Source organism: Natronococcus sp. CG52, assembly GCF_023913515.1.
GTDB classification, from domain to species: Archaea; Halobacteriota; Halobacteria; order Halobacteriales; family Natrialbaceae; genus Natronococcus; species Natronococcus zhouii.
The window spans coordinates 2,709,240-2,729,200 of record NZ_CP099391.1; the positions used below are offsets into that span (position 1 = coordinate 2,709,240).

Annotated in this window: 24 protein-coding genes; 18 read left to right on the forward strand and 6 right to left on the reverse strand. The window is 64.5% G+C overall.

What is annotated here, in order from left to right; translation table 11 throughout:
* Window positions 1-29: 29 nt before the first annotated feature.
* The 3 genes from NED97_RS13655 (at window position 30) to NED97_RS13665 (ending at window position 2,020) form a co-directional block, all read left to right on the forward strand.
* A complete protein-coding gene (locus NED97_RS13655; RefSeq protein ID WP_252487570.1) occupies window positions 30-350 on the forward strand; it encodes a zinc ribbon domain-containing protein in 321 nt (106 codons plus the stop codon).
* 55 nt (window positions 351-405) lie between these two features.
* Window positions 406-1,524: an RNA ligase gene (locus tag NED97_RS13660; RefSeq protein WP_252487571.1), complete on the forward strand. Its 1,119-nt coding sequence runs from the start codon at window positions 406-408 to the stop codon at window positions 1,522-1,524.
* 220 nt (window positions 1,525-1,744) lie between these two features.
* Window positions 1,745-2,020, forward strand: a complete 276-nt coding sequence (locus tag NED97_RS13665) for a HalOD1 output domain-containing protein (protein WP_252487572.1) — start codon at window positions 1,745-1,747, stop codon at window positions 2,018-2,020.
* A gap of 17 nt (window positions 2,021-2,037) precedes the next feature.
* Here NED97_RS13665 and NED97_RS13670 read toward each other — a convergent pair whose 3' ends face one another.
* A complete protein-coding gene (locus NED97_RS13670) occupies window positions 2,038-2,202 on the reverse strand; it encodes a hypothetical protein (protein ID WP_252487573.1) in 165 nt (54 codons plus the stop codon).
* A gap of 74 nt (window positions 2,203-2,276) precedes the next feature.
* A complete protein-coding gene (locus NED97_RS13675) occupies window positions 2,277-2,954 on the reverse strand; it encodes an MBL fold metallo-hydrolase (protein ID WP_252487574.1) in 678 nt (225 codons plus the stop codon).
* A gap of 454 nt (window positions 2,955-3,408) precedes the next feature.
* Here NED97_RS13675 and NED97_RS13680 point away from each other — a divergent pair, with 454 nt between their 5' ends.
* The 3 genes from NED97_RS13680 (at window position 3,409) to NED97_RS13690 (ending at window position 5,427) form a co-directional block, all read left to right on the forward strand.
* The gene (locus NED97_RS13680; protein WP_252487575.1) at window positions 3,409-4,236 is read left to right on the forward strand and encodes a helix-turn-helix transcriptional regulator; all 828 of its coding nucleotides are present in this window, start codon (window positions 3,409-3,411) and stop codon (window positions 4,234-4,236) included.
* Window positions 4,237-4,665: 429 nt separating this feature from the next.
* The gene (locus tag NED97_RS13685; protein WP_252487576.1) at window positions 4,666-4,911 is read left to right on the forward strand and encodes a HalOD1 output domain-containing protein; all 246 of its coding nucleotides are present in this window, start codon (window positions 4,666-4,668) and stop codon (window positions 4,909-4,911) included.
* Window positions 4,912-5,076: 165 nt separating this feature from the next.
* Window positions 5,077-5,427 (forward strand): DUF7344 domain-containing protein, encoded by a 351-nt coding sequence (locus tag NED97_RS13690; RefSeq protein WP_252487577.1) that lies wholly within the window; start codon window positions 5,077-5,079, stop codon window positions 5,425-5,427.
* Window positions 5,428-5,474: 47 nt separating this feature from the next.
* Here NED97_RS13690 and NED97_RS13695 read toward each other — a convergent pair whose 3' ends face one another.
* Entirely contained in the window at window positions 5,475-6,656 is a 1,182-nt protein-coding gene (locus NED97_RS13695) for a cystathionine gamma-synthase (RefSeq protein WP_252487578.1), read from the reverse strand.
* A gap of 130 nt (window positions 6,657-6,786) precedes the next feature.
* Between NED97_RS13695 and NED97_RS13700 the strand changes: the two genes are divergently transcribed.
* The 3 genes from NED97_RS13700 to NED97_RS13710 are packed head-to-tail and all read left to right on the forward strand — an operon-like array spanning window position 6,787 to window position 8,092.
* Window positions 6,787-7,095 carry a 50S ribosomal protein L21e gene (locus NED97_RS13700; RefSeq protein ID WP_252487579.1) on the forward strand — a complete coding sequence of 103 codons (309 nt, stop codon included), beginning with the start codon at window positions 6,787-6,789 and terminating at the stop codon, window positions 7,093-7,095.
* Between the two features lie 7 nt (window positions 7,096-7,102).
* Window positions 7,103-7,459, forward strand: coding sequence for an RNA polymerase Rpb4 family protein (locus NED97_RS13705; protein ID WP_252487580.1), 357 nt, complete (start codon window positions 7,103-7,105; stop codon window positions 7,457-7,459).
* A 45-nt stretch (window positions 7,460-7,504) separates the two neighbouring features.
* On the forward strand, window positions 7,505-8,092 hold the full coding sequence (locus NED97_RS13710) for a DUF655 domain-containing protein (RefSeq protein ID WP_252487581.1): 588 nt from the start codon (window positions 7,505-7,507) through the stop codon (window positions 8,090-8,092).
* A 3-nt stretch (window positions 8,093-8,095) separates the two neighbouring features.
* On the opposite strand, the gene NED97_RS13715 is transcribed toward NED97_RS13710, so the two are convergent.
* Complete coding sequence (locus NED97_RS13715; RefSeq protein ID WP_252487582.1) at window positions 8,096-8,614, reverse strand: hypothetical protein; 519 nt, start codon at window positions 8,612-8,614, stop codon at window positions 8,096-8,098.
* A 127-nt stretch (window positions 8,615-8,741) separates the two neighbouring features.
* On the opposite strand from NED97_RS13715, the gene NED97_RS13720 reads away from it, so the two are divergent.
* From NED97_RS13720 to NED97_RS13730, 3 genes are all read left to right on the forward strand, one after another.
* A complete protein-coding gene (locus NED97_RS13720) occupies window positions 8,742-9,581 on the forward strand; it encodes a 16S ribosomal RNA methyltransferase A (RefSeq protein WP_252487583.1) in 840 nt (279 codons plus the stop codon).
* Between the two features lie 81 nt (window positions 9,582-9,662).
* A complete protein-coding gene (locus NED97_RS13725; RefSeq protein WP_252487584.1) occupies window positions 9,663-10,823 on the forward strand; it encodes a mechanosensitive ion channel family protein in 1,161 nt (386 codons plus the stop codon).
* 1 nt (window position 10,824) lies between these two features.
* Window positions 10,825-11,421 carry a HemK2/MTQ2 family protein methyltransferase gene (locus tag NED97_RS13730; RefSeq protein ID WP_252487585.1) on the forward strand — a complete coding sequence of 199 codons (597 nt, stop codon included), beginning with the start codon at window positions 10,825-10,827 and terminating at the stop codon, window positions 11,419-11,421.
* Window positions 11,422-11,449: 28 nt separating this feature from the next.
* Here the strand turns inward: NED97_RS13730 and NED97_RS13735 are convergent, their stop codons facing one another.
* Entirely contained in the window at window positions 11,450-12,256 is an 807-nt protein-coding gene (locus NED97_RS13735) for a hypothetical protein (RefSeq protein WP_252487586.1), read from the reverse strand.
* Between the two features lie 188 nt (window positions 12,257-12,444).
* On the opposite strand from NED97_RS13735, the gene NED97_RS13740 reads away from it, so the two are divergent.
* Entirely contained in the window at window positions 12,445-13,668 is a 1,224-nt protein-coding gene (locus NED97_RS13740; RefSeq protein ID WP_252487587.1) for an outer membrane protein assembly factor BamB family protein, read from the forward strand.
* Between the two features lie 40 nt (window positions 13,669-13,708).
* On the opposite strand, the gene NED97_RS13745 is transcribed toward NED97_RS13740, so the two are convergent.
* A complete protein-coding gene (locus tag NED97_RS13745; RefSeq protein WP_252487588.1) occupies window positions 13,709-14,536 on the reverse strand; it encodes a VOC family protein in 828 nt (275 codons plus the stop codon).
* 152 nt (window positions 14,537-14,688) lie between these two features.
* On the opposite strand from NED97_RS13745, the gene NED97_RS13750 reads away from it, so the two are divergent.
* From NED97_RS13750 to NED97_RS13770, 5 genes are all read left to right on the forward strand, one after another.
* Window positions 14,689-15,687 carry a 5-methyltetrahydropteroyltriglutamate--homocysteine methyltransferase gene (locus NED97_RS13750; RefSeq protein WP_252487589.1) on the forward strand — a complete coding sequence of 333 codons (999 nt, stop codon included), beginning with the start codon at window positions 14,689-14,691 and terminating at the stop codon, window positions 15,685-15,687.
* Entirely contained in the window at window positions 15,684-16,760 is a 1,077-nt protein-coding gene (locus NED97_RS13755; protein ID WP_252487590.1) for a methionine synthase, read from the forward strand. Before NED97_RS13750 ends, NED97_RS13755 begins: the two co-directional genes overlap by 4 nt.
* Before the next feature lie 176 nt (window positions 16,761-16,936).
* Window positions 16,937-17,965, forward strand: coding sequence for a hypothetical protein (locus tag NED97_RS13760; RefSeq protein ID WP_252487591.1), 1,029 nt, complete (start codon window positions 16,937-16,939; stop codon window positions 17,963-17,965).
* 158 nt (window positions 17,966-18,123) lie between these two features.
* Entirely contained in the window at window positions 18,124-18,738 is a 615-nt protein-coding gene (locus NED97_RS13765) for a nitroreductase family protein (RefSeq protein ID WP_252487592.1), read from the forward strand.
* 224 nt (window positions 18,739-18,962) lie between these two features.
* Window positions 18,963-19,940, forward strand: coding sequence for a carbohydrate kinase family protein (locus NED97_RS13770; protein WP_252487593.1), 978 nt, complete (start codon window positions 18,963-18,965; stop codon window positions 19,938-19,940).
* Window positions 19,941-19,961 lie beyond the last annotated feature (21 nt).

The window sequence follows — 19,961 nt, forward strand, 5'->3', positions numbered from 1 at the left end:
TTATGTGTGTCGTCTAACTAGTCCGAGCCGTGACCGTTCGAGCCGGCTTACAGGCGATCGGGCTCCTCACCGCGATCTACCTGCTGTTCTTGACGTTCGCCGCACTGGGTCCTCTCGGCTGGCTGTTCTTCGGAGCGCTGCTCGTGATCGGTCTCGTACAGGGGTACCGCGGCCGTACTCGAGAGGGAGTCGCCGAAGACGGCGAGACCGGCTACTGTCCCGAGTGCGGGGCGCCGATCGCACCGGATTCGGAGCACGGTTCTGACGCCAGATCGGTGAACTGTGACGCGTGTGGCGCGCCGAACGATCCGAAACGAACGACCTGTGAGTACTGCGACGCGACGCTGTAACTGTTCCCGCTCGAGCGCCCGGTGATTATACTGCTCGTCGTGGTAGCCGTCTCTGATGAACGATACCGAGTACCACAGGCGGCTCGGGATCGGGGAGGCGGCGTTCGACGCGCTCGAAGACCACCTCGAGCACCGCAGCTACGAGGGGCGGGAGTACCGCCATCTGCCGGACTACCGCCACGGCGTCGAGCGCGGAACCGCACTGATCGACGGGGCGGTCGTCCGCGGATTCCCGAAGATTCCGCGAACGCTCGTGCTCGAGACCGGGATCCCGAACCAGTTCGACGGCCGGGTCGCCGTCGAGGAGAAGCTCAACGGCTACAACGTTCGGATTGCCCGCGTCGGCGGCGACCAGTTGGCGTTCACGCGAAGCGGCATGGTCTGTCCGTTCTCGACCCGAATGATCGACCGGCTGGTCGACCTCGAGTCGCTGTTCGACGAGTTCCGGGAGGCGATGGTCTGTGGCGAGATGATCGGACCGGAGAACCCCTACACGGTCCACGACTATCCGGACGTGGACTCGTTGGCCTTCCGAGCGTTCGACTGGCGGAACCGCCGGTCGGGCGAACCGCTCGACCTCCGGGAACGCCGCGAGCGCTACGAGCGCTTCGACGTCCCGCAGACGCCGCTCTTCGGAATCTACGGCGTCGACGAGGCGGCGAGCGAGGTCCGGTCGGTGATCGATCGCCTCGACGCCGAGGCTCGCGAGGGCGTCGTGATGAAGTCTCCGACCGGGGCGACGCAGCTCAAGTACACGACGTCGGCCTCGAGCCGGGACGACCTCGCGTACGCGTTCTCACTGCCGTTCGATTACGGCCAGGAATTCATGTTCCGGCGGCTTCTCAGGGAAGGGTTCCAGACCGTCGAGTGGGACGAATCCGACGATGTCACCCGCGAGCGGGCCCACGAGCTGGGTGAAGCGATCCTGCTGTCGATGCGGGACGCAATCGAGACCGTTGACGACGGCGGCTCGGTCGGTGAGCGCCACACCGTGCGTGCCAGTTCGGAGACGGTCGACGTGCTGCTCGAGCATCTCCGCGGCCAGGGATTACAACTCGAGATCGAAGACGAGCGCGACGAGGACGGCGATCGGGTGGTTACCTTCCGCAAGCGCGTCCAGTCGAGCAACGACAGGATTCGAAACTACCTCGAGGGGCAGATCGTCACGGAGTGAGCGGACGGAGCGTGAGGAGAGCGGCGAGGTGCGACTCGAGCCCGCTGACTCCGTCGAACCCGCGATCGGTTCGGAGCGGTACGAGCGAGCCGTGCCGGTTACCTGCCCGCTACCGGGATAGCAGAGAGGGAAGTGAGAATGATACGCACGGCCAAATCAGTAGAGAGTGTGACGTCCCGGGCTACAACACTTATAAACGCACGTAAAGCCGACCGGACCCGTGAGCAATTCTGAGAGCGAAGCACTTCCGATCCGATCACGGTACGATTGGTCGACGATCAGCCCGAGTCTGGCGGTCATCGATGCGCTCGCTACGGCCGAGGAAACGGATCCTGAAGAGTTGGCGATGGTCTCCGACACCACTCTGTACACGCACGTGGATCCTGAAGCGCTCGATACGGTCGTTGCCGACGGGGATCGCGTCACCGTCTCGTTTACGATCGGCGACTATCGGGTTCGAATCGACGGCGACGTGGTGACTATCGGCGATTCGTGATTCGGTCGCCGTTCGGGCTACGTCGGAACGTCGATCGGACTGACTGACCGGAGGTGCGGTTCCAACCGAGCGAGTTTCGCCGTCGGCCCGGCGAGCGATCGGTGTTCGTCGTGCTCGACGAGTTTCGGGAGGTGGACGTGTTGGAGCGAAACCGCGATACGGGTCAGTTCACCGTCCGACATACTCGTTATCTATTCGTCGCGTTACGTGGATAGGTTATCCGGGCGCAGACGCTGGGCTGGCGTTCCGCCTCCGATCACTCGCGCAGGTCCGCATGGATCTCCGCGATCCGGTCGGCCCCCTCCTCGACGTAGCCGCCGTGGTAACACAGCGTCTGCTCGACGTCCAGCTCGGCGAGTCGGCCGACTGATTCGGTGGCGCGGTCCATATCCGGCGTGAACTCCGGTTTCGGTCCGGAGAGCGATTCGTTTCCGTCCGCGACGAGCGCGTCGCCGGCGAGTAGCAGTCGGTTCTCCGAGAACTGCAGCGAAATATGGCCCGGCGAGTGACCAGGCGTCTCGACGACCTCCATCGGGCCCGCGAGCGTGGGAATACGGACTCCATCGACGAGTTCCAGATCGATCGGGACCGGCGGATATCGATCGTCATCACCTTTGATCGGATCGCGCTCGCCGGCGACGTACGGCGCTTCGTCGCGATGCGTCGCGACGGTCGCGTCGACGGCTGTGAGGAGTTCCGAGAGCCCACCGGCGTGATCGCCGTCGTGGTGGGTGAGTACGATCAGCCGGACGTCTTCGAGCGAGAACCCGAGACTTTCAAGGTGAGTCTCGAGTCCGCCGACGGCACCCTCCGGACCGACGTCGACGAGCACGAGTCCGCGATCCGTTTCGACGACTGCAGGAGTGATTGTGAGCGACTGCCCGCCGTACTCGAGCGAGAGCGGGAGCGCGTGGACGTGTGCATCGTTCTGCATACAGCACCCATTCGGCCGACACTATATGGATCTCCTGTCCGCGACGGATCACTCTGACCGAACGGTCGGGAGAACGGTTCCTGGAACCGTAACCGCCGGCAGCGACCCTATGGAGTTCTCCGCGTCGCGGACGAAAACCGACGACACACATAAATTCGTGTCTCACGAAAGATCCGTCGTTGATGCAACGCAAGCGCCAGTTCCCCACGCTCGACGTTCGACTCGAGCGACCCAGCGGATGGGGTGAAGCGGGAACTAGCCCTCCTCCCGGGAAGGAGCAACGTCGAGTCTCCGTTCCGCGAGGATGGCACGGGAGTACGCTGCAGTGGCAGCACTCGGTTCCGAAATCGATCCCGTCGACGGCGATGCGCATCTCGAGGGGGGCGAGACGCTACTTCCCGATCACTTCCGAGCGAGCGACTGAAACGAGCGGATCGAGCCGAACGGAGGGACGATGACCGTGACCGAGTCCAGCGCCGGATCGGACGATTACGACGGCCAGAGCGGGCCTGCGGAGACCGACGAGAGCCGCCAGGAACTCCTGACCGAGGCCGTTCGTCGATCCGACCTGCTCACCGCGTTACAGTCCTCGCCAGCCAGTCCCAGCGAACTCGAACAGTCGCTAGATATCTCCCGATCGACCGTCCATCGTGCACTCAAGACGCTGAAAGAGTTGAATCTGGTCGAGAAAACCGGCGGACAGTACGAACTCACTGGCGTCGGGATGTTCGTAGCGAGAGAGACGAGCGTCTACCGTGAGCGTGTCGACGCGGCGATGTCGCTCGAGCCGTTCCTCAACCTCGTCGAAGTCGACGACATTCCCGTGGAACACTTCGCCGATGCGGAGGTCACCAGGCCGAAGCCGCGGCAGCCACACTACTCGGTCCGGCGAATCATCGACCTGATCGAGCGCTCGGAGCACCTCCGGATCTTCTCGACGATCATCTCACCGTTCTACGTCGACGTCGCTCACCGGGAGATGCTCGACGGCATGGAGATCCAGGCGATCTTCAACGAAGGGATTATCGACATCGTTCTCGGCGAGTACGAGCAGGAAGCGTACGAGGCGTTCGAAACCGGCTGCTTCGACGTGTACATGCACGCGAACCTTCCGTTCGAGCTCTTTCTCTTCGACGACAGGATCGGCATGGCAGCTCACGACCAGAACGGGATTGCACGCGTCTTCGTGGAGACCCAGTCCGAGGAGGCGATCGACTGGGCGACGGACCTCTACGAGCGGTACCTCGAGCAGTCGACTGCGCTCTCGCCGACGCTCGAGTGACGGGTTTCGAATCTCGAGACGGATCGATCGCCCGAGCTGGCGCGTCTCCTCGGTGACGGCCTGCTGGCCACTCGGCCGAGACGCCCGCGATTCGACGATCGATACCGCTCTGACGTGGTCCCGCGGCTGGGCCGTCTCTCAGGTATGGGAATTGTCCCGGAATAGAATCACAGTACGGACCTGTGAACGTAACTACCCGTGAAACAGTATCTCGGTCCTGCAGAGGCGTCTCGGAGATGGTTATAAACGCCGGTCTACAGTACAACGCGTGAACGGCAAATTCCTCCCGCTAAATTGGAGTTGAGCGATTCAGATATGAACGAGCCGCCACCCCGAACCGGCAAATAGAACGGTGACAACGTAATGAACCAAGATACAAACGCGTCAGAACCATCCGTTGAATACGAGCCAGTACGCGGCTCATACAGGATGACACGACCAATCGTCGGTGATGTCGGCATCGAAACGATCCGCGCTGTCGCCGAAATCTCGAACACCGATCCGGTCGATATGGAGCCAGTCTACAACGACTTCGATCCCCAGCTACTCGATAGTCTGTACGAAAGCTATCTGAATGGAAACCTCGAAATCGACGGACGAATCGTCGTGACTATTGCGAATCATCGAGTGACCATCGAAGGAGACGGAACGATCAGGATCTACCCGCCCGAGTGAGATTCTCGATTTCGTGCTCGAGGCAGGATCGATAGAGTCTGCCAGAGATGACAGTCATCGAGAGCGATCAGTGGCGAGTGCCAACTGACCGCTTATGCGCATCGAAGACGAATCCCTTCGGAGAGATCACATCCAACAGGCACCGGTCCTGTCGGAGAGTACACGATGGACAGAGCTACCGATAACCCGGGCGCGGTATCACTCGACGAGGTCTTCGAACAGCTCGCTGCCCGGCGACGACGGTACGTACTCTACGAGCTGCAGGACGAGGATCACGTAGAGCGACCGGAACTCGCCCGTCGAGTTGCCGCCAGGGAACGCGGCTGTGACGTCGACGACGTCGCGTCGAGCGACCTCGAGCGCATGGAAATCTCGCTCCACCATCGCGAACTCCCACAACTGCACGAGGCGAAGTTCCTCCAGTACGACGAGCGCCAGGGTGACGTCTCCGTCACCCAGTACTTCGATCTGGTCGAGAAGTACCTGCAACTCGCCAGGGAGGACGAACGAAATTGAACCGTATCGACGGGGCCTGTAAACGAAGGATGGAGGCGTCGTCTCGGTTACTGAAGCGCCGACTCGATTGCCTGCTCGAGGTCATCGATCAGGTCGTCCTCGTGTTCGATGCCGACGCTAACACGAATGAGGCTGTCCGTGAGACCGGCTGCGACTCGCTCCTCGCGAGGGATCGCCGCGTGGGTCATCGGCGCCGGCTGCTCGATCAGGCTCTCGACCCCGCCCAGGCTCTCGGCGAGCGTGAAGACGTCCGTACTCGAAACGACCTCGCTCGCCTCCTCTAAGCTCGCGTCGAGTTCGAAGCTGAGCATCCCGCCGAAGTCGTCCATCTGCTCGCGGGCGATCTCGTGGCCGGGGTGGGACTCGAGGCCCGGGTAGTGGACCCGGTCGACGTCCGGGTGATCGTCGAGCCACTCGGCGATCGCACGGGCGTTCTCGCAGTGGCGGTCCATCCGGACTGGCAGGGTCTTCGTCCCCCGGAGGACGAGGAAAGACTCGAAGGGGCCGGGGGTCGCGCCGACCGAGTTCTGGTAGAAGCCGAAGCGCTCGTCCAGTTCCTCGTCGTTCGTCACCAGCGCGCCGCCGACGACGTCGGAGTGGCCGCCGAGGTACTTCGTCAGCGAGTGCGAGACGACGTCCGCACCTAACTCCAGGGGCCGCTGGAGGTACGGCGTCGCGAAGGTGTTGTCGATCGCACAGAGCGCGTCGTTCGCGTGGGCGATCTCGGCGGCGCCTTCGATATCGACGATCGACATGAGCGGATTGGTCGGCGTCTCGAGCCAGAGCAGTTCCGTGTTCTCCCGAAACGCGGCGTCGATCTCATCGAGATCGGTCATATCGACGAACGAGAACTCGACGTCGTAGTCCTCGTAGACCTGCGTGAAGATGCGGTGGGTGCCGCCGTAGACGTCATTGCCCGTGACGACGTGATCGCCGGCCTCGAGCAGATTCAGGACCGTGTTGATCGACCCCATGCCGCTCGAGAAACAGCGGCCGTAGTCGCCGTTCTCGAGGCTCGCGAGGTTCTCCTCGAGGTCGGTTCGGGTCGGATTGCCGGTCCGCGAGTACTCGTAGCCGCGGTGCTCGCCGGGGGCGTCCTGCTCGTACGTGGAGTTCGCAAAGATCGGCGTCATCAGCGCGCCGGTCTCCTCGTCGGGCTCCTGTCCGGCGTGGATCGATCGGGTCTCGAACCGGAACCGGTCGTCGTCGCTGCCGCTGTCGTCGTCCATGCGTGCGACAATGAGACCGAGCAGGGTTACTCTTACCGTTCGTTCTGATCCGGTCTCCCACCGAGTACGAGGACGGTCGCGGACAAACGTGCGTTTTATAACCGTCACAGAGTAAGAGGGCCGTACGACTATGCCCAACTCTAAAGGACCTCGTCAAGGGACCCGGGACAAGCTTTCGAACACACCTCGAGACCGCGGCGCGTCGCCGCCACAGCGAGCGATCCAGCAGTACGACGACGGACAGAAAGTTCACCTGAAGATCGACCCGAGTATCCAGGACGGACGCTTCCACCCGCGCTTCGACGGCCGCACCGGCGAAGTCGTCGGAAAGCAGGGCAAGGCGTTCAAGGTGCAGATCGTCGACGGCGGCAAGGAGAAGACGCTGATCGTCACCGCCGCTCACCTTCGCGCACAGGACCAGGACGAAGTCAGCGTCTGAGTTCACGATGACGATCTTCAAAGAGATCGTCGACGAGGAGTTCCTGACGGTTTCGGAAACGAAGGAACTGCTCGCCGACATCGAGGCCGAGCGCGCACTGGACGAGGACCGGGAGCTGCGCTACGAGCTCGCGCGAGCGATCGAACACGCCAACCGATTCGCGGTCCTCGAGCCCGAGGAGGCCCAGTCGCTCGTCGACGACCTGCAGGACGTAGAGAAGGTCGACGAGCCGACGGCGTACAAGATCGCCGATCTCCTGCCGCGTGATCGTGACGAACTCCGGTCCGTGTACGCTCAGCAGCGCTACTCGCTGTCCGGAGACGAACTCGACGAGATTCTCAACGTCGTTGCGCAGTACGCCTGACGGCGGGCCGATTCTTTAAGTGCGCCGTCGCCGTATCGGAGAGTAATGAGCGAAGTCGATAGCGACGAGACGGACGTTCGACGCGCGGTCGTGTTGGACTACCTCGCACACGGACTGTCGGACGACAGGCGACCCCAGTACGAACGGTCACCGGCAGGGTACGCACTCGACGTCGAGGACTTCGAGCTCTACCAGGTCGCGTTCGACGACGAGGCGCGGCTCACCATCGGCACCGACATCGTCATCGAGCCGGAAGCCGAGCGGGACGTCGTCGTCGAGTGCCGACAGGTCGAGTACGAGGACCTCACCTCGGGCGCCCAGTCGGAACTCGAGTACGTCGTCCAGGACCTCGTCGAGGAGGACGAAGGGCGGTTCGTCGACTTCTACAACGACGCCCAGCCGATCACGCTGCGACTCCACCAGCTGAACCTCCTGCCCGGGATCGGGAAGAAACTGCGCAACGGCATCCTCGAGGAACGAAAGCGCAAACCCTTCGAGAGCTTCGAGGAGCTGTCCGAACGGGTCTCGGGGCTGCACGATCCGGACGAGATCCTCGTCGAGCGGATTCTCGAGGAACTGCGCGACGACGACCTGAAGTATCGAACGTTCGTCGGCCGACGGGACGAGCAGTAGTACCTACTCGCCGTCCGCCACTTTTCGGGAGGGATCGGTATCCAGTCGGTTCCCCGTGAGGTGAGCGAACGCCGCGCCGGCAAAGCCGGCGACGGCGAACTGAATGGGGACTCCGAGTGCCCGACCGGCAAACAGGATGACGTCGAGGGGTCGGATCCCTTCGACGGTCGCTCCGTCCGCCGTAATCAGCAGGTAGAGCAGCGCGAAGCACATCGGAATCAGGTATCCGATCAGGCCGCCGAAGCCGACCGCGAGCGCGAATTGTCGATAGCGACGTCGGAGATCGAGGTCGGTCCCGATCCAGTACCCCAGCGCGAACACGGCCCCGAATCCGAGAACGAAAGCCGTGGCGTCTACGGTGTAGTGATACAGCACGAGCGTCTCGCCCGGCGTGTCGAGTTGTGGAAACCGGCCCCACTCTCCGGCGACGAGTTGCTGCGTTACGTATCCCGGCGAGAGGTGGACGACCGAGAGGGCGAACCCGAGGAGGGCGGCGCCGACCGCGCTTTTCCGACGGCTCATACTGAGTACAGTCTGTTCGGCTCACAAACACGTTGTGATTTTGATCGCTTTCGCGGTCGCTCTTCCCGTCCGAATCAGTTCGCGCCGAGACGGTGCGTTTACACCGCCACCCGCACAAGCGCCGGCAATGAGAGATCCCGACGCCCTGATCGCCCGCGCCGGCGTTCGCGGCGATCCGAACCGCGACCAGCACTTTCTCGTGGACGACCGCGTGCTCGACCGCTTGCCGACCTACCTGACGGAGATCGACGCCAACACGAGCCACCTGCTCGAGATCGGCGGCGGAACCGGCGCGCTGACGGACCGATTGCTTTCGATCGCCGACGAGGTGACCGTCATCGAGCGGGACCGCGACCTCGCCGCCTTTCTCCGCGAGGAGTTCGCCGACGAGATCGCCGCCGAGCGACTGACGGTGATCGAGGGCGACGCCCTCGAGGTCGAGCTGCCCGACTTCTCGGCGTCGGTGTCGAACCTTCCCTACGGCGTCTCGAGCGAGATTGCGTTCCGCCTGCTTCCAGAAGGGCGCCCGCTCGTGTTGATGTTCCAGCAGGAGTTCGCCGAGCGGATGGTAGCAGAGCCGGGTACCTCGGAGTACGGCCGACTCTCGGTGTCGACCCAGCACTACGCCGACGTCGAACTCGTCGAGTCGATTCCGAAGGAGGCGTTCTCGCCGGCGCCGGCGGTCCAGAGCGCGGTTGTTCGGGCCGTGCCCCGGGACCCGGACTACGAGGTCGACGACGAGGCGTTCTTCCTCCGGTTCGTCAAGGCGCTGTTCACCCAGCGTCGGAAGACGATCCGGAACGCGATCCGGAACACGGCCCACATCTCGGGGCTCGCGGAACCGGAAGCGGTGGTGGAAGCGGCCGACGAGGACGTGCTCCGAAAGCGCGCCGACGCGATGGCGCCGGCCGAGTTCGCCGCGCTGGCACAGCTTGCGGCCGAGGTCGGAGAGCGAGAGCGCAGCTAATACCAGTCGAACCGTGCACGAAACGAATTGACCGACGGATACAGGTAGCTGGACCGCCGAGACGCTCGAGAGACGGACGCAATGACCGACCCGCTGGCGCTCGATTGGCTGTCCGAGACGTTCCGGACGACGCCGCTTCGACTCGCGGTGACGTTCGTAGCCGTCGGTGTACTCCTCGCCGTGCTCTTCTCGTTCCGACGGCTCCAGGAGTGGCTCAACGATCGAATGGGGCCGCTGTACAGCGACATTATCTCGACGACGGTACTGGTCGGGACCTGTCTGAGCGCGCTCACGGTACTCGTTGGCGTCTGGAGCGATACCGAAGAGATCCGGGATATCTACGCGGAGCTCGACATCGGCAGCGACGTCGTCGCGCTCACGATTTTCTCGTGCATCCTCGTCCTCGCGACGCTCATCGTTACCCGGGTCGTCCAGCGCGTAATCGACGAGGTGTTCAGCTCCGCGTCGGCGGTGACGGCCCACCAGCGCGAGGTCACGCACCGACTCGCACAGGTGACCATCTGGTCGGTGTCGCTGATCGTCATCCTCGGCGTCTGGATCGACGATCTCGGCGGGCTCCTCGTCGGGGCCGGCTTCCTGGGAATCGTCGTCGGGATGGCGGCGAGACAGACCCTCGGCACCGTGATCTCGGGCTTCGTCTTGATGTTCGCTCGGCCGTTCGAGATCGGCGACTGGATCGAGGTCGAGGACGACCAGGGGATCGTCACCGACATCTCCATCGTCAACACTCGAGTCCGATCGTTCGACGGCGAGTACGTCATGATCCCCAACGACGTCATCGCCTCGGGCGTCGTGACCAACCGCTCGAAACGCGGTCGAATCCGCGTCGAGATCGACGTCGGCGTCGACTACGCGGCGGACGTCGAACGCGCCAGCGAACTCGCGACTTCGGTCGTCGAGGACGTAGAGGAGTCCCTGGAGGCGCCCTCGCCGCAGGTCATCTCCAAGTCGTTCGGCGACTCCGCGGTTCTGCTCGGGGTGCGGTTCTGGATCGACAAGCCGAGCGCCAGACGCCAGGCGGAGGCCCGAACCGCGGCGATCAACGCGATCAAACGCGAGTTCGAAGAGGCGGGAATCAAGATCCCGTTCCCCCAGCGCGAACTCGCCGGCCGCGAGGAGACCGGCGGGTTCCGGATTTCCGACGGCCGCGAATCGGGAACGACCGATCCGCAGGAATCGAGCGAACGGGAAGAACGGATGCGACCGCAGGAGGGAGAGTAACGTGGACCTGCGCGATCGACGTGACATCGGGACGGACGTCTACCAGCCGGCCGAGGACTCGCAGTTGCTCGCGGAGACCGTCTGCGGCCGTCTTTCCGGCGACGAAAGAAGCGAGACCGGCGACGAGAGAACCGTCCTCGAGGTCGGGACGGGATCGGGGTACGTCGCCTCCCGGATCGCAGCGGAGACCGGCGTTCGTGTGATCACCACGGATCTGAATCCCCACGCGGTCCGCCAGGCCCGCGAGAAGGGGCTCGAGACCGTCCGTGCGGATCTGGTCTCGCCCTTTACCGACGAAGCGTTCGACGCCGTCGCGTTCAACCCGCCGTACCTGCCGACCGATCCCGACAACGAGTGGGACGACTGGATGGAACGCGCGCTGTCGGGCGGCGAAGACGGGCGAGCGATCATCGACCCCTTCCTCGCGAGCGTCGACCGGGTGCTCGCTCCGGACGGCGTCGTCTACCTGCTCGTCAGTAGCCTCACCGACGTCGACGCGGTGGTCGAACGAGCCGGCGAGGAAGGCTTTAGCGCCGCCGCCGTGGCCGACGAATCGTTCCCGTTCGAGACGCTGACGGTGCTCGAACTGTTCCGCTGACGGACGGCTCGAATCGGAGATCGGCTGCTCACGTACCCGTCGTGACCTCGACGAGCAACTCGTCGCCATCCTCGAGGTCGTACGCCGCCGGGGTAACCAGACCCCCGTCGACGAAGAACGCGAGCTCCGTTCCCGGCGTCCGTTCGTCGTACTCGGTATCGTCGATACCGAGGACGTGGTTGCCGCCCTCGCGACCGTACGAGACGTGCGGCAGCAGGTCGAGTCCTTCGCCCAGCGTCACCCGCTCGAAGTCCTCCGTGAACCACTTCTCGGAGCCCTCGTGGAAGTGAAACGCCATCGCGTGATCCTCGGCGTTTTCGGCCTGCAACCGGTCCTGCGAGAGATCGAACGAATCGCCGTCGACGACGATATCGATCTCTCCCGATGCGTCGATGAACGACGGATCTTCCTCGTAGCTTACGGTGCCGTCGGTCGTGATCTCGACCAGAACCGAGTCTCCGTCGTCGAGTTCGTGCGCTTCCGGATCGACGAGTGAACCGCCGACGAAGAACGCGGTTTCGGTGCCGACGTCCCGTTCGTCGTACGTCGACTCTCCGACGGTGAGAACGCGCCACCCGTTCCGGCGATAGCTGCACTGCGGCAGCGTGTCGATGACTTCGGCGACGGTTATCAGCTCGCGGTCGTCCGCCGACCACTCGCTCCGTGGATGGTCGAGCGGTTCGCCGTCGACGACGACGTCGATACTGCCCGTCGCACTCGAGCCGTCGTCCTCCGCAGCGGAATCGGACTCCGCTCCTGCCGACGGGTCGGATCCCGTACAGCCGGCCACGGAACAGATGCCGGCTACCGCGACGAGAAGGGATCGTCGTTTCATATCGTCTTTGACGGCGCATAGGTGCGGTAAATACTTTCTGACCGGTGCAGCGACGCTGTTCGATCGCTCCACTACCGACGGTGTGACGCCGAGTTTCGCCGCCACGGGGACTCGTCCCGAGAGTACCGTCGTCGACAGCACCGGCCCGATCAGAAGATACTTGCTACCTACGTCAGCAGAAAAACACGATGACCTCCTCGCGACGAGCCCTCTTGGCGAGCGTCGGTTCCGGGACCGTGCTGCTATCGGGCTGTTCGCGGTTCTCGAGTACGCGGTCTCGAGAGCCTCCCGAACCTGACGAGCCGCCCGAATCGGGCGTCGACGAACTCCCGGATCCGAGCAGACACGTCCACGGTGCAAACGGCGAGTGGTCGAGTTTCGGCTGTAACGCCGCCAACACCCGCACCGTCGCCGACGGGAAGGCACCCGTCGACGGGGGTTCGGAGCGCTGGCGGGTCGAGGCGTCGCCAATGGCGCGCCAGGGACTGGTGGCCGCCGGCGGTCGCGTCTATCTTCCCGACGGCAGCGAACTGTCCGTCTTCGACGCCGACGACGGAACGGAGCTCTGGTCGGTCGAGAACGTGTGGGAACCGCCACTGGTCTGGGAAGACGTCGTCTACGTCTCGAGTATCGACGGAGTCCACGCGCTCGAGGCCGAAACCGGCGACGAACTGTGGAAACGGACGGTCGACGTGCCGGGCAATGCAACGGCGCCGGCGATCGTCGGCGGCCGGAACCTGATCTGTGCGTTCGGAGAACGCGTCGTTGCGCTCGATCCGGAGGACGGCTCGGTTCGCTGGCACCGCGACGTCTTCGGGCAGGTGCTCGATCACGCCGCGACCCTCGGACAGCGCTGGATCGTCGTCGCTACCGAGGCGGGGATGGTCTACACCCTGGCAGGGAACGGGGTCGCGTACAACCGGTGGCAGTTGCCCGAGCCACCGACGGCTCCGCCCAGCACCGACGGCGAGACGATCTACGTGAACTGCAGGGACGGAAATACGTACGCGCTGTCGGACGAGAACGAATCGATGACGAAGTTCGACTGGACGGTAGAGACCGGCTGGGCCAGAGGAGGGATCGCCGTCGTCGACGATATCGTTCTCACTGCGGGTGGCCGTACCCTTCGTGCTATCGACGCCGAGTCGGGCTTGCGCTACTGGGATCACGAGATCGGTGACTGGGACCACACCGCACCCGCGTACGGCCGCGAAACGGTGTTCGTCGGCGGCGACCGCCTCTGGGCGCTGGACCTGGCTCCCGAAGGCAATCCGGCCGACGGCCCCGCGATCCGTTTCGAGCGGGAGTTCGCCGGCGAGATCGTCGGCCCGGGTCCGGTGCTCGACGATGGGGCGCTCTACGTCGTTGCCCAGGTCGAGGACGAGGAACTCGTGCTGCTAGCACTCGAGTGATCGGCGCGAACCCGATCGAACTGGCCGGCGACGAACGCGGTCAGGATCGCTCGATCACGCCGAGCCGGCGACCGAGGGTTTCGGAGTCGAAGAACGCGACGCGACCCTCCGGCCACTCGAGCGGCTCGCCGAGCGGATGCGCCTCCCGCGCGGCCCCGAGGTCGTCCGTTCCGAGCAGACAGCTACACGGGCAGTCGGGGAACCGCTCGAGACGGTCGGCGATCCAGCCGTCGTCCGCCGTCGCGAACGCCACGGGTTGACCGGGGACCGAGGCGACGGTTCCGAAGCCGGGAACGCCGGTACGGACGGGTGACGGGAACCGGTAGCAGTCCCCGAACGTTCGGACGGCTGCCTCGAGGTCCGCGACGGCGACGACCACCTGTTCGATTCCGGTGAGCGGACCGCCGGCGACGCTGGGCGAGGGTTCGACCCGGTACGAGAGCGGCGTTCGGTCCGCGATGGCGAACGGGAACAGGAGTCGCCGCTCCTCGGTGCCGAACTCCGCCCTGTCCCACTCGACGAGCGTGCCGTCGTCGCGTTCGCGAGAGCCGTAGAGCGGTCCGCGAACCGGAACGCCGCGCTCGAGCATGCGCGTACACTCCTCGACGACGTCGGGCACGCGAACGCACCACGCCGCCGGGCCCGCGTTCGCGCGGATGTGGTCCGGCCAGAACTCGTGATCGCCCGCTCCGCGCTCGGCGATGAGTTCGAGGTACGACCGGTCGTCGAATCCGAGGACGGACATGTGAGTGATACCGTTGCCGTGGACGCCGCCGTACTCCGGCGCGAGTCCGAGCCGGTCGAGTTCGTCGCTGATCGCCTCGAGGTCCTCGAACGCGAACGGAACGTGATCGATAGAGGGGTCCATAGCTGTGGTGTGTTTGCCGGCAAGATAACGTTCCGCCGGTCGATGCCTCTTTTACACGGTCCGCGTATCGAGAGAAACCTGCAAAAATTACTGTAGCGTATTAGTGTGGATGGAAAATATTAAGCGTCGGCATAGCCTAGCCGCTTTTACGCATGACCGAATACGTCTCGACCACGCCGGGGCTCTTTCCGCTCCCGGACTGGGCGAAAGACGACCTCTCGGATCTAAAGGGCCACCAGAAACACGACCTCGTCAGCGGTGACGAGGGTGAGGCGATCACCGCCGCGTACGAGGACGCGCGCGAGGAAGTGATCGAGGTACAACAGGAGGCCGGTCTCGACCGGGTCAGCGAGGGACAACTGCGCTGGGACGACATGCTCGCACATCCCCTCGCCGTCCACGACGCCGTCGAAACCCGCGGCATCGTCCGCTACTACGACAACAACAACTTTTACCGGGAGCCGGTCGTCAGCGGCGACCTCGAGTTCTCCGGCGACGTGGCCTCGGAGCTCGAGTATGCGAGCGAGTCCACGGACGATCTGCAGGCGGTTCTCCCCGGTCCGTACTCGCTTGCCGATCTCGCGACCGACGAACACTACGGGGACGAGGCGGAGTTCCTCTCGGCGATCGCCGACTTCCTCGAGGGCGAGGTCGCCGCCTTCCCCGCCCACGAGACGCTGTTCCTGCTCGAGCCCTCGCTCGTCGAGAACGCGCCCGAGGACGGAGTCGACGAACGCGCCAGCGAGGCGATCGACCGGGTCGCGAGCGCGACCGACGCCGACGTCGTCGTCCAGCCCTACTGGGGTGCGCTCGAGGAGAAGGTCTACGCCCACCTGCTCGACGCGGACATCGACGCGGTCGGCTTCGACTTCGTCGCGAACCAGGAGGATAACCTGTACAACATCCAGGAGTACGGCGCGACCGACGACGTCTCGCTCGGCCTCGCCGACGGCCAGAACACGCTCGTCGAGGACCCCGAGGCGATCCGCGACCGCGTCGACTGGGTGTACGAGCAGATCCCCGTCACCGATTTCGAGACGGTCTACCTGACGACCAACACGGAGACGTTCTACCTCCCCTACGCCAAGTTCGAAGAGAAACTCGCCGTCCTCGCCGAGGCCGCGGACCTCGCGGAGGTGAAAGCAGCATGACCACGAACGAGAACAAGGATCAGTTCCGACCCGAGGAGCACGAAAACGACCACTTCCTGCTGACGACCGTCGTCGGCTCCTACCCCAAACCGAAGTGGCTGAACCGCGCGAAGGAGCTCTACCAGGACCCCGACCACGGGTTCGACGAGGACGACTATCAGGAGGCCAAGGACGACGCGTCCCGCCTCATCACGAACGAACACGAGCGCGCCGGACTCGACGTCGTCGTCGACGGCGAGATGCGGCGCAACGAGATGGTCGAGTTCTTCGCCCACCGCATCGAGGGCTACGAGTTCAACGGCCCCGTCAAGGTGTGGGGCCACAACTACTTCGACAAGCCGAGCGTCGTCAACGAGGTCGAGTACGACGAGAGCTGGCTGGTCGACGAGTACGAGTTCACTGCCGACGCGAGCGATCGCCCGGTGAAAGTCCCCATCACGGGTCCCTACACCCTCGCAAACTGGTCGTTCAACGAGGCCTACGACGACGACGAGGAACTCGCCTACGAGCTCGCCGACCTCGTCAACGAGGAGATCGAGAAGCTCGTCGAGGCCGGCGCTCGCTACATCCAGATCGACGAGCCCGCCCTCGCGACGACGCCCGACGACCACGCCATCGTCGGCGAGTGTCTCGAGCGCATCGTCGCCGACATTCCCGAGGAGGTCCGCATCAGCCTCCACGTCTGTTACGGCGACTACTCCCGCATTTATCCGGAGATCCTCGAGTTCCCGGTCGACGAGTTCGACCTCGAACTCGCCAACGGCGACTACGAGCAGCTCGACGTCTTCAAGGACCCCGAGTTCACGAAGGACCTCGCGCTCGGCGTCACCGACGCCCACGTCGCCGAGGTCGAGTCCGTCGAACAGATCGAGAAGAACATTTTGAAGGGCCTCGAGGTCGTCCCGCCGGAACGGCTGGTCGTCTCGCCGGACTGCGGCGTGAAGCTGCTGCCCCGCGAGGTCGCCTACGGCAAGATGGCGAACATGGTCGAAGCCGCCCGCAACGTCGAAGCCGACCTCGACGAGGGTAACGTCGACGTCGAACGCGGAACGCCCGCGCCGGCCGACGACTGAGGCGATCGACGGATCGCGCCGGCGTGCTCCGGTCTGCCGCCGTCTGGTCGGCGATAATCGACGACGCCGAGGATCGCTCGAGAGAGGACCGACACCGAACGAAACGTAAGGTTTCGATGCCGGTGACTTCGGTTTCCAAGCTCAATCGCTTTTCGTCCCGGGACTGAACGACCGGTATGGAGAACCCGCTATCGAGGGATACGCTCCGAGGGCGAACCGGCGAGAGTCGGATCGCACACTGGATTCTGCTCGATGCGAACCGGTGGCTGCTCGCGGGGGTGCTGTCCGTCGTGGCCTTCGCCGCGCTCGTCGGACTCGGAGCGGTTGCCCTGCCGCTTCGGGAGGCGATGGAGAACGGCTCACCCGTGGATACGGCGTTCCAGGCGCTGATCGCCGCGCTGCTCACCGGCGTGACGCTCGTCGTGGCGATCAACCAGCTGGTGCTCTCGCAGGAACTCGGGCGCCTCGGCGACCAGCAGGCGTGGATGGACGAGGCGATGGAGTACCGACGCAGCGTCGAGGAACTGTTCGGAACGGTCGGCCCGCCCGATCCCTCCCAGTTCCTGCGGGCGCTCGTTCAGACGAGCAGCGAACGGGCGGAGACGCTCCGAGAGGCCGTCGCCGACAACGACGACGGCGTGCTTCGGAGCCGAGCTGATCGATTAGTCGAGAACGTCTGTCGAAACTCGGAGGAGATCGATTCCCAGCTCGAGACGTCTACTTTTGGCGAGTTCGGCGTCTTGCGATCGGGGTTGAACTACAACTACTCCTGGAAGATCTACGCGGTCCGGCGACTCCGCCACGAACACGAGGACAGTCTCGACGACGACGAGCTGGCGGCCTTCGACGAACTCATCGACGCGCTGACGCTGTTCGGACCGGCTCTCGAGCACTTCAAATCGCTGTACTTCCAGTGGGAGCTCGTCCACCTTACGCGGTCGATACTGTACGCCGGGCTGCCGGGAGTGGTCGTCGCGACGGCGACGGTGTTGTATCTCGATCCGGACTCGGTTCCAGGGACGACCCTCGGCGTGGATAACATGGTGTGGGTCGTCAGCGCCAGTACGACGCTCGCGCTCGTGCCGTTCTTCCTGCTCGCAGCCTACGTCCTGCGGATCGCAACCATCTCGAAGCGAACCGGTTCGCTCGGACCGTTTATCCTCCGCCGGGCGGAGCGAACGGAGGCGATCGACTGGGAGAAATAAGAGGACGATAGCGCGCACACGATCTACTCGAAAAGTGGCAGCTCGAGATCAAATATGATCGGTAAGACGAACGTAAACACGAGACAACGACACGACTGTTACCTGGTAACCTGATTGTCCAAAAACATACATGCGTCGCAAATCCCTACGATCGAACGATGCAAGAAACCGTCGAGAACCGCGAACTTCGTACCGAAGTCGCCGAGCACCGCACCCCGGACCACGAGATCGACCCGCTCTTCGTCAATCGGTGGTCACCGCGTGCGATGACCGGCGAGTCGCTCGACGAGGAAGAGTACCTGCCGCTGTTCGAGGCCGCCCGCTGGGCCCCCTCCGCGTTCAACAACCAGCACTGGCGGTTCGTCTACGCGACTCGCGAGGACGACGAGTGGGGCACGTTCGTCGACCTCCTCGGTGAAGGGAATCGGGCCTGGGCGACCGACGCCGCCGTCCTCGCGGTCATCGTCTCGAAGACGACGTTCGACCACAACGACGAACCGGCGCCGGTCCACTCCTTCGACACCGGTGCAGCCTGGCAGAACCTTGCGCTCGAGGGCGCGCGCCGCGGACTGGCCGTTCACGGAATGGCCGGCTTCGACTACGAACGCGCTGCCGAGGTGCTCGACGTTCCCGACGAGTTCGCCGTCGAGGCGATGTTCGCGGTCGGCGAGCGCGCACCGCCCGAGACGCTTCCGGAGGAACTGCAGGAGCGCGAGCAGCCGAGCGGTCGCAAACCCCTCGAGCAGACCGTTTACCGGGGCGAGTTCGAGTAGTTTCCAGCCTGTCACGGCCGACGCCGTTCTCACCGCAACCCCGGGGTTCAGGCCCTGTCTTTTTGTCCGTTTCCGTGAACGTGACCGACAGCGAATGCGTAGACGAATAGTAGACGACTTTCTTCGGATCGTCTCGGACAGGCGGAGAGACGCAGACGTATCGACTCGAGGCTCCCTCGCGACGGTTCGCAACACCTTATCGCCGGGAGGTCGAACGGTGGCGCATGACTCCGAACGTTCTGGTCGCCGGCGAGACGCTGATCGACTTCCTCCCCGAACGACCCGGCCCGATCTCGAGCGTCGAGGGCTTCGACCGACGGCCCGGCGGCGCGCCCGCGAACGTCGCCGTGGCACTCGAGCGACTCGAGCGAACGCCGCTGTTCTGGACCCGCGTCGGCGACGACCCGTTCGGCCGCTACCTCCGGGAGACGATCGACGGACACGGTCTTCCGGACCGGTTCGTCGAACTCGATCCCGACGCGAAGACGACGCTCGCGTTCGTCACCCACGACGAGACCGGCGATCGCGAGTTCTCCTTCTACCGCGACGGAACGGCAGACACCCGCCTCGAACCCGGCCGGATCGACGACGCAACCCTCGAAAACCTCGAGTGGGTCCACGCCGGCGGGGTCGCCCTCTCGAGCGGCTCCTCGCGGGACGCCACGCTGGACCTGCTCGAGCGCGCCGCCGACCGGGGCTGTACGGTCTCGTTCGATCCCAACGCCAGGCCGGAGCTGTGGCCCGACGAGGAGGCGTTCCGAAACGTCGTCCGGGACGCCCTCGAGCACGTCGGCGTCCTGAAAGCGGCCGAGGAGGAGCTCGAGGCGCTCGGCTTCGAGGGAGCTGACGTCGAGGAACTGGCTCGCGAGGCCCTCGAGTTCGGACCCGCCACCGTCTTCGCCACTCGAGGCGACGAGGGGGCGATCGCCGTCGCCGGGGACGACGCACCCTGGTCGGGAACGGCCAGCCACCCCGGCTACGAGGCCGACGTCGTCGACACGACCGGCGCGGGCGACGCGTTCGTCGCCGGAACGATCGCCGCGCTCTCCGACGGGCAGGATCTCGAGGAGACGCTCGCGTTCGCCAACGCCGTCGGCGCGAGCGCGACGACCGCCCCGGGCGCGATGACGGCGCTCCCGGATCGCGAATCCGTGCAGACGATCAGGGAGAACGAGGCGTCGAAAGCCGATTCGGATACCTGAAGGGTCGTAGACGGCGCTCGG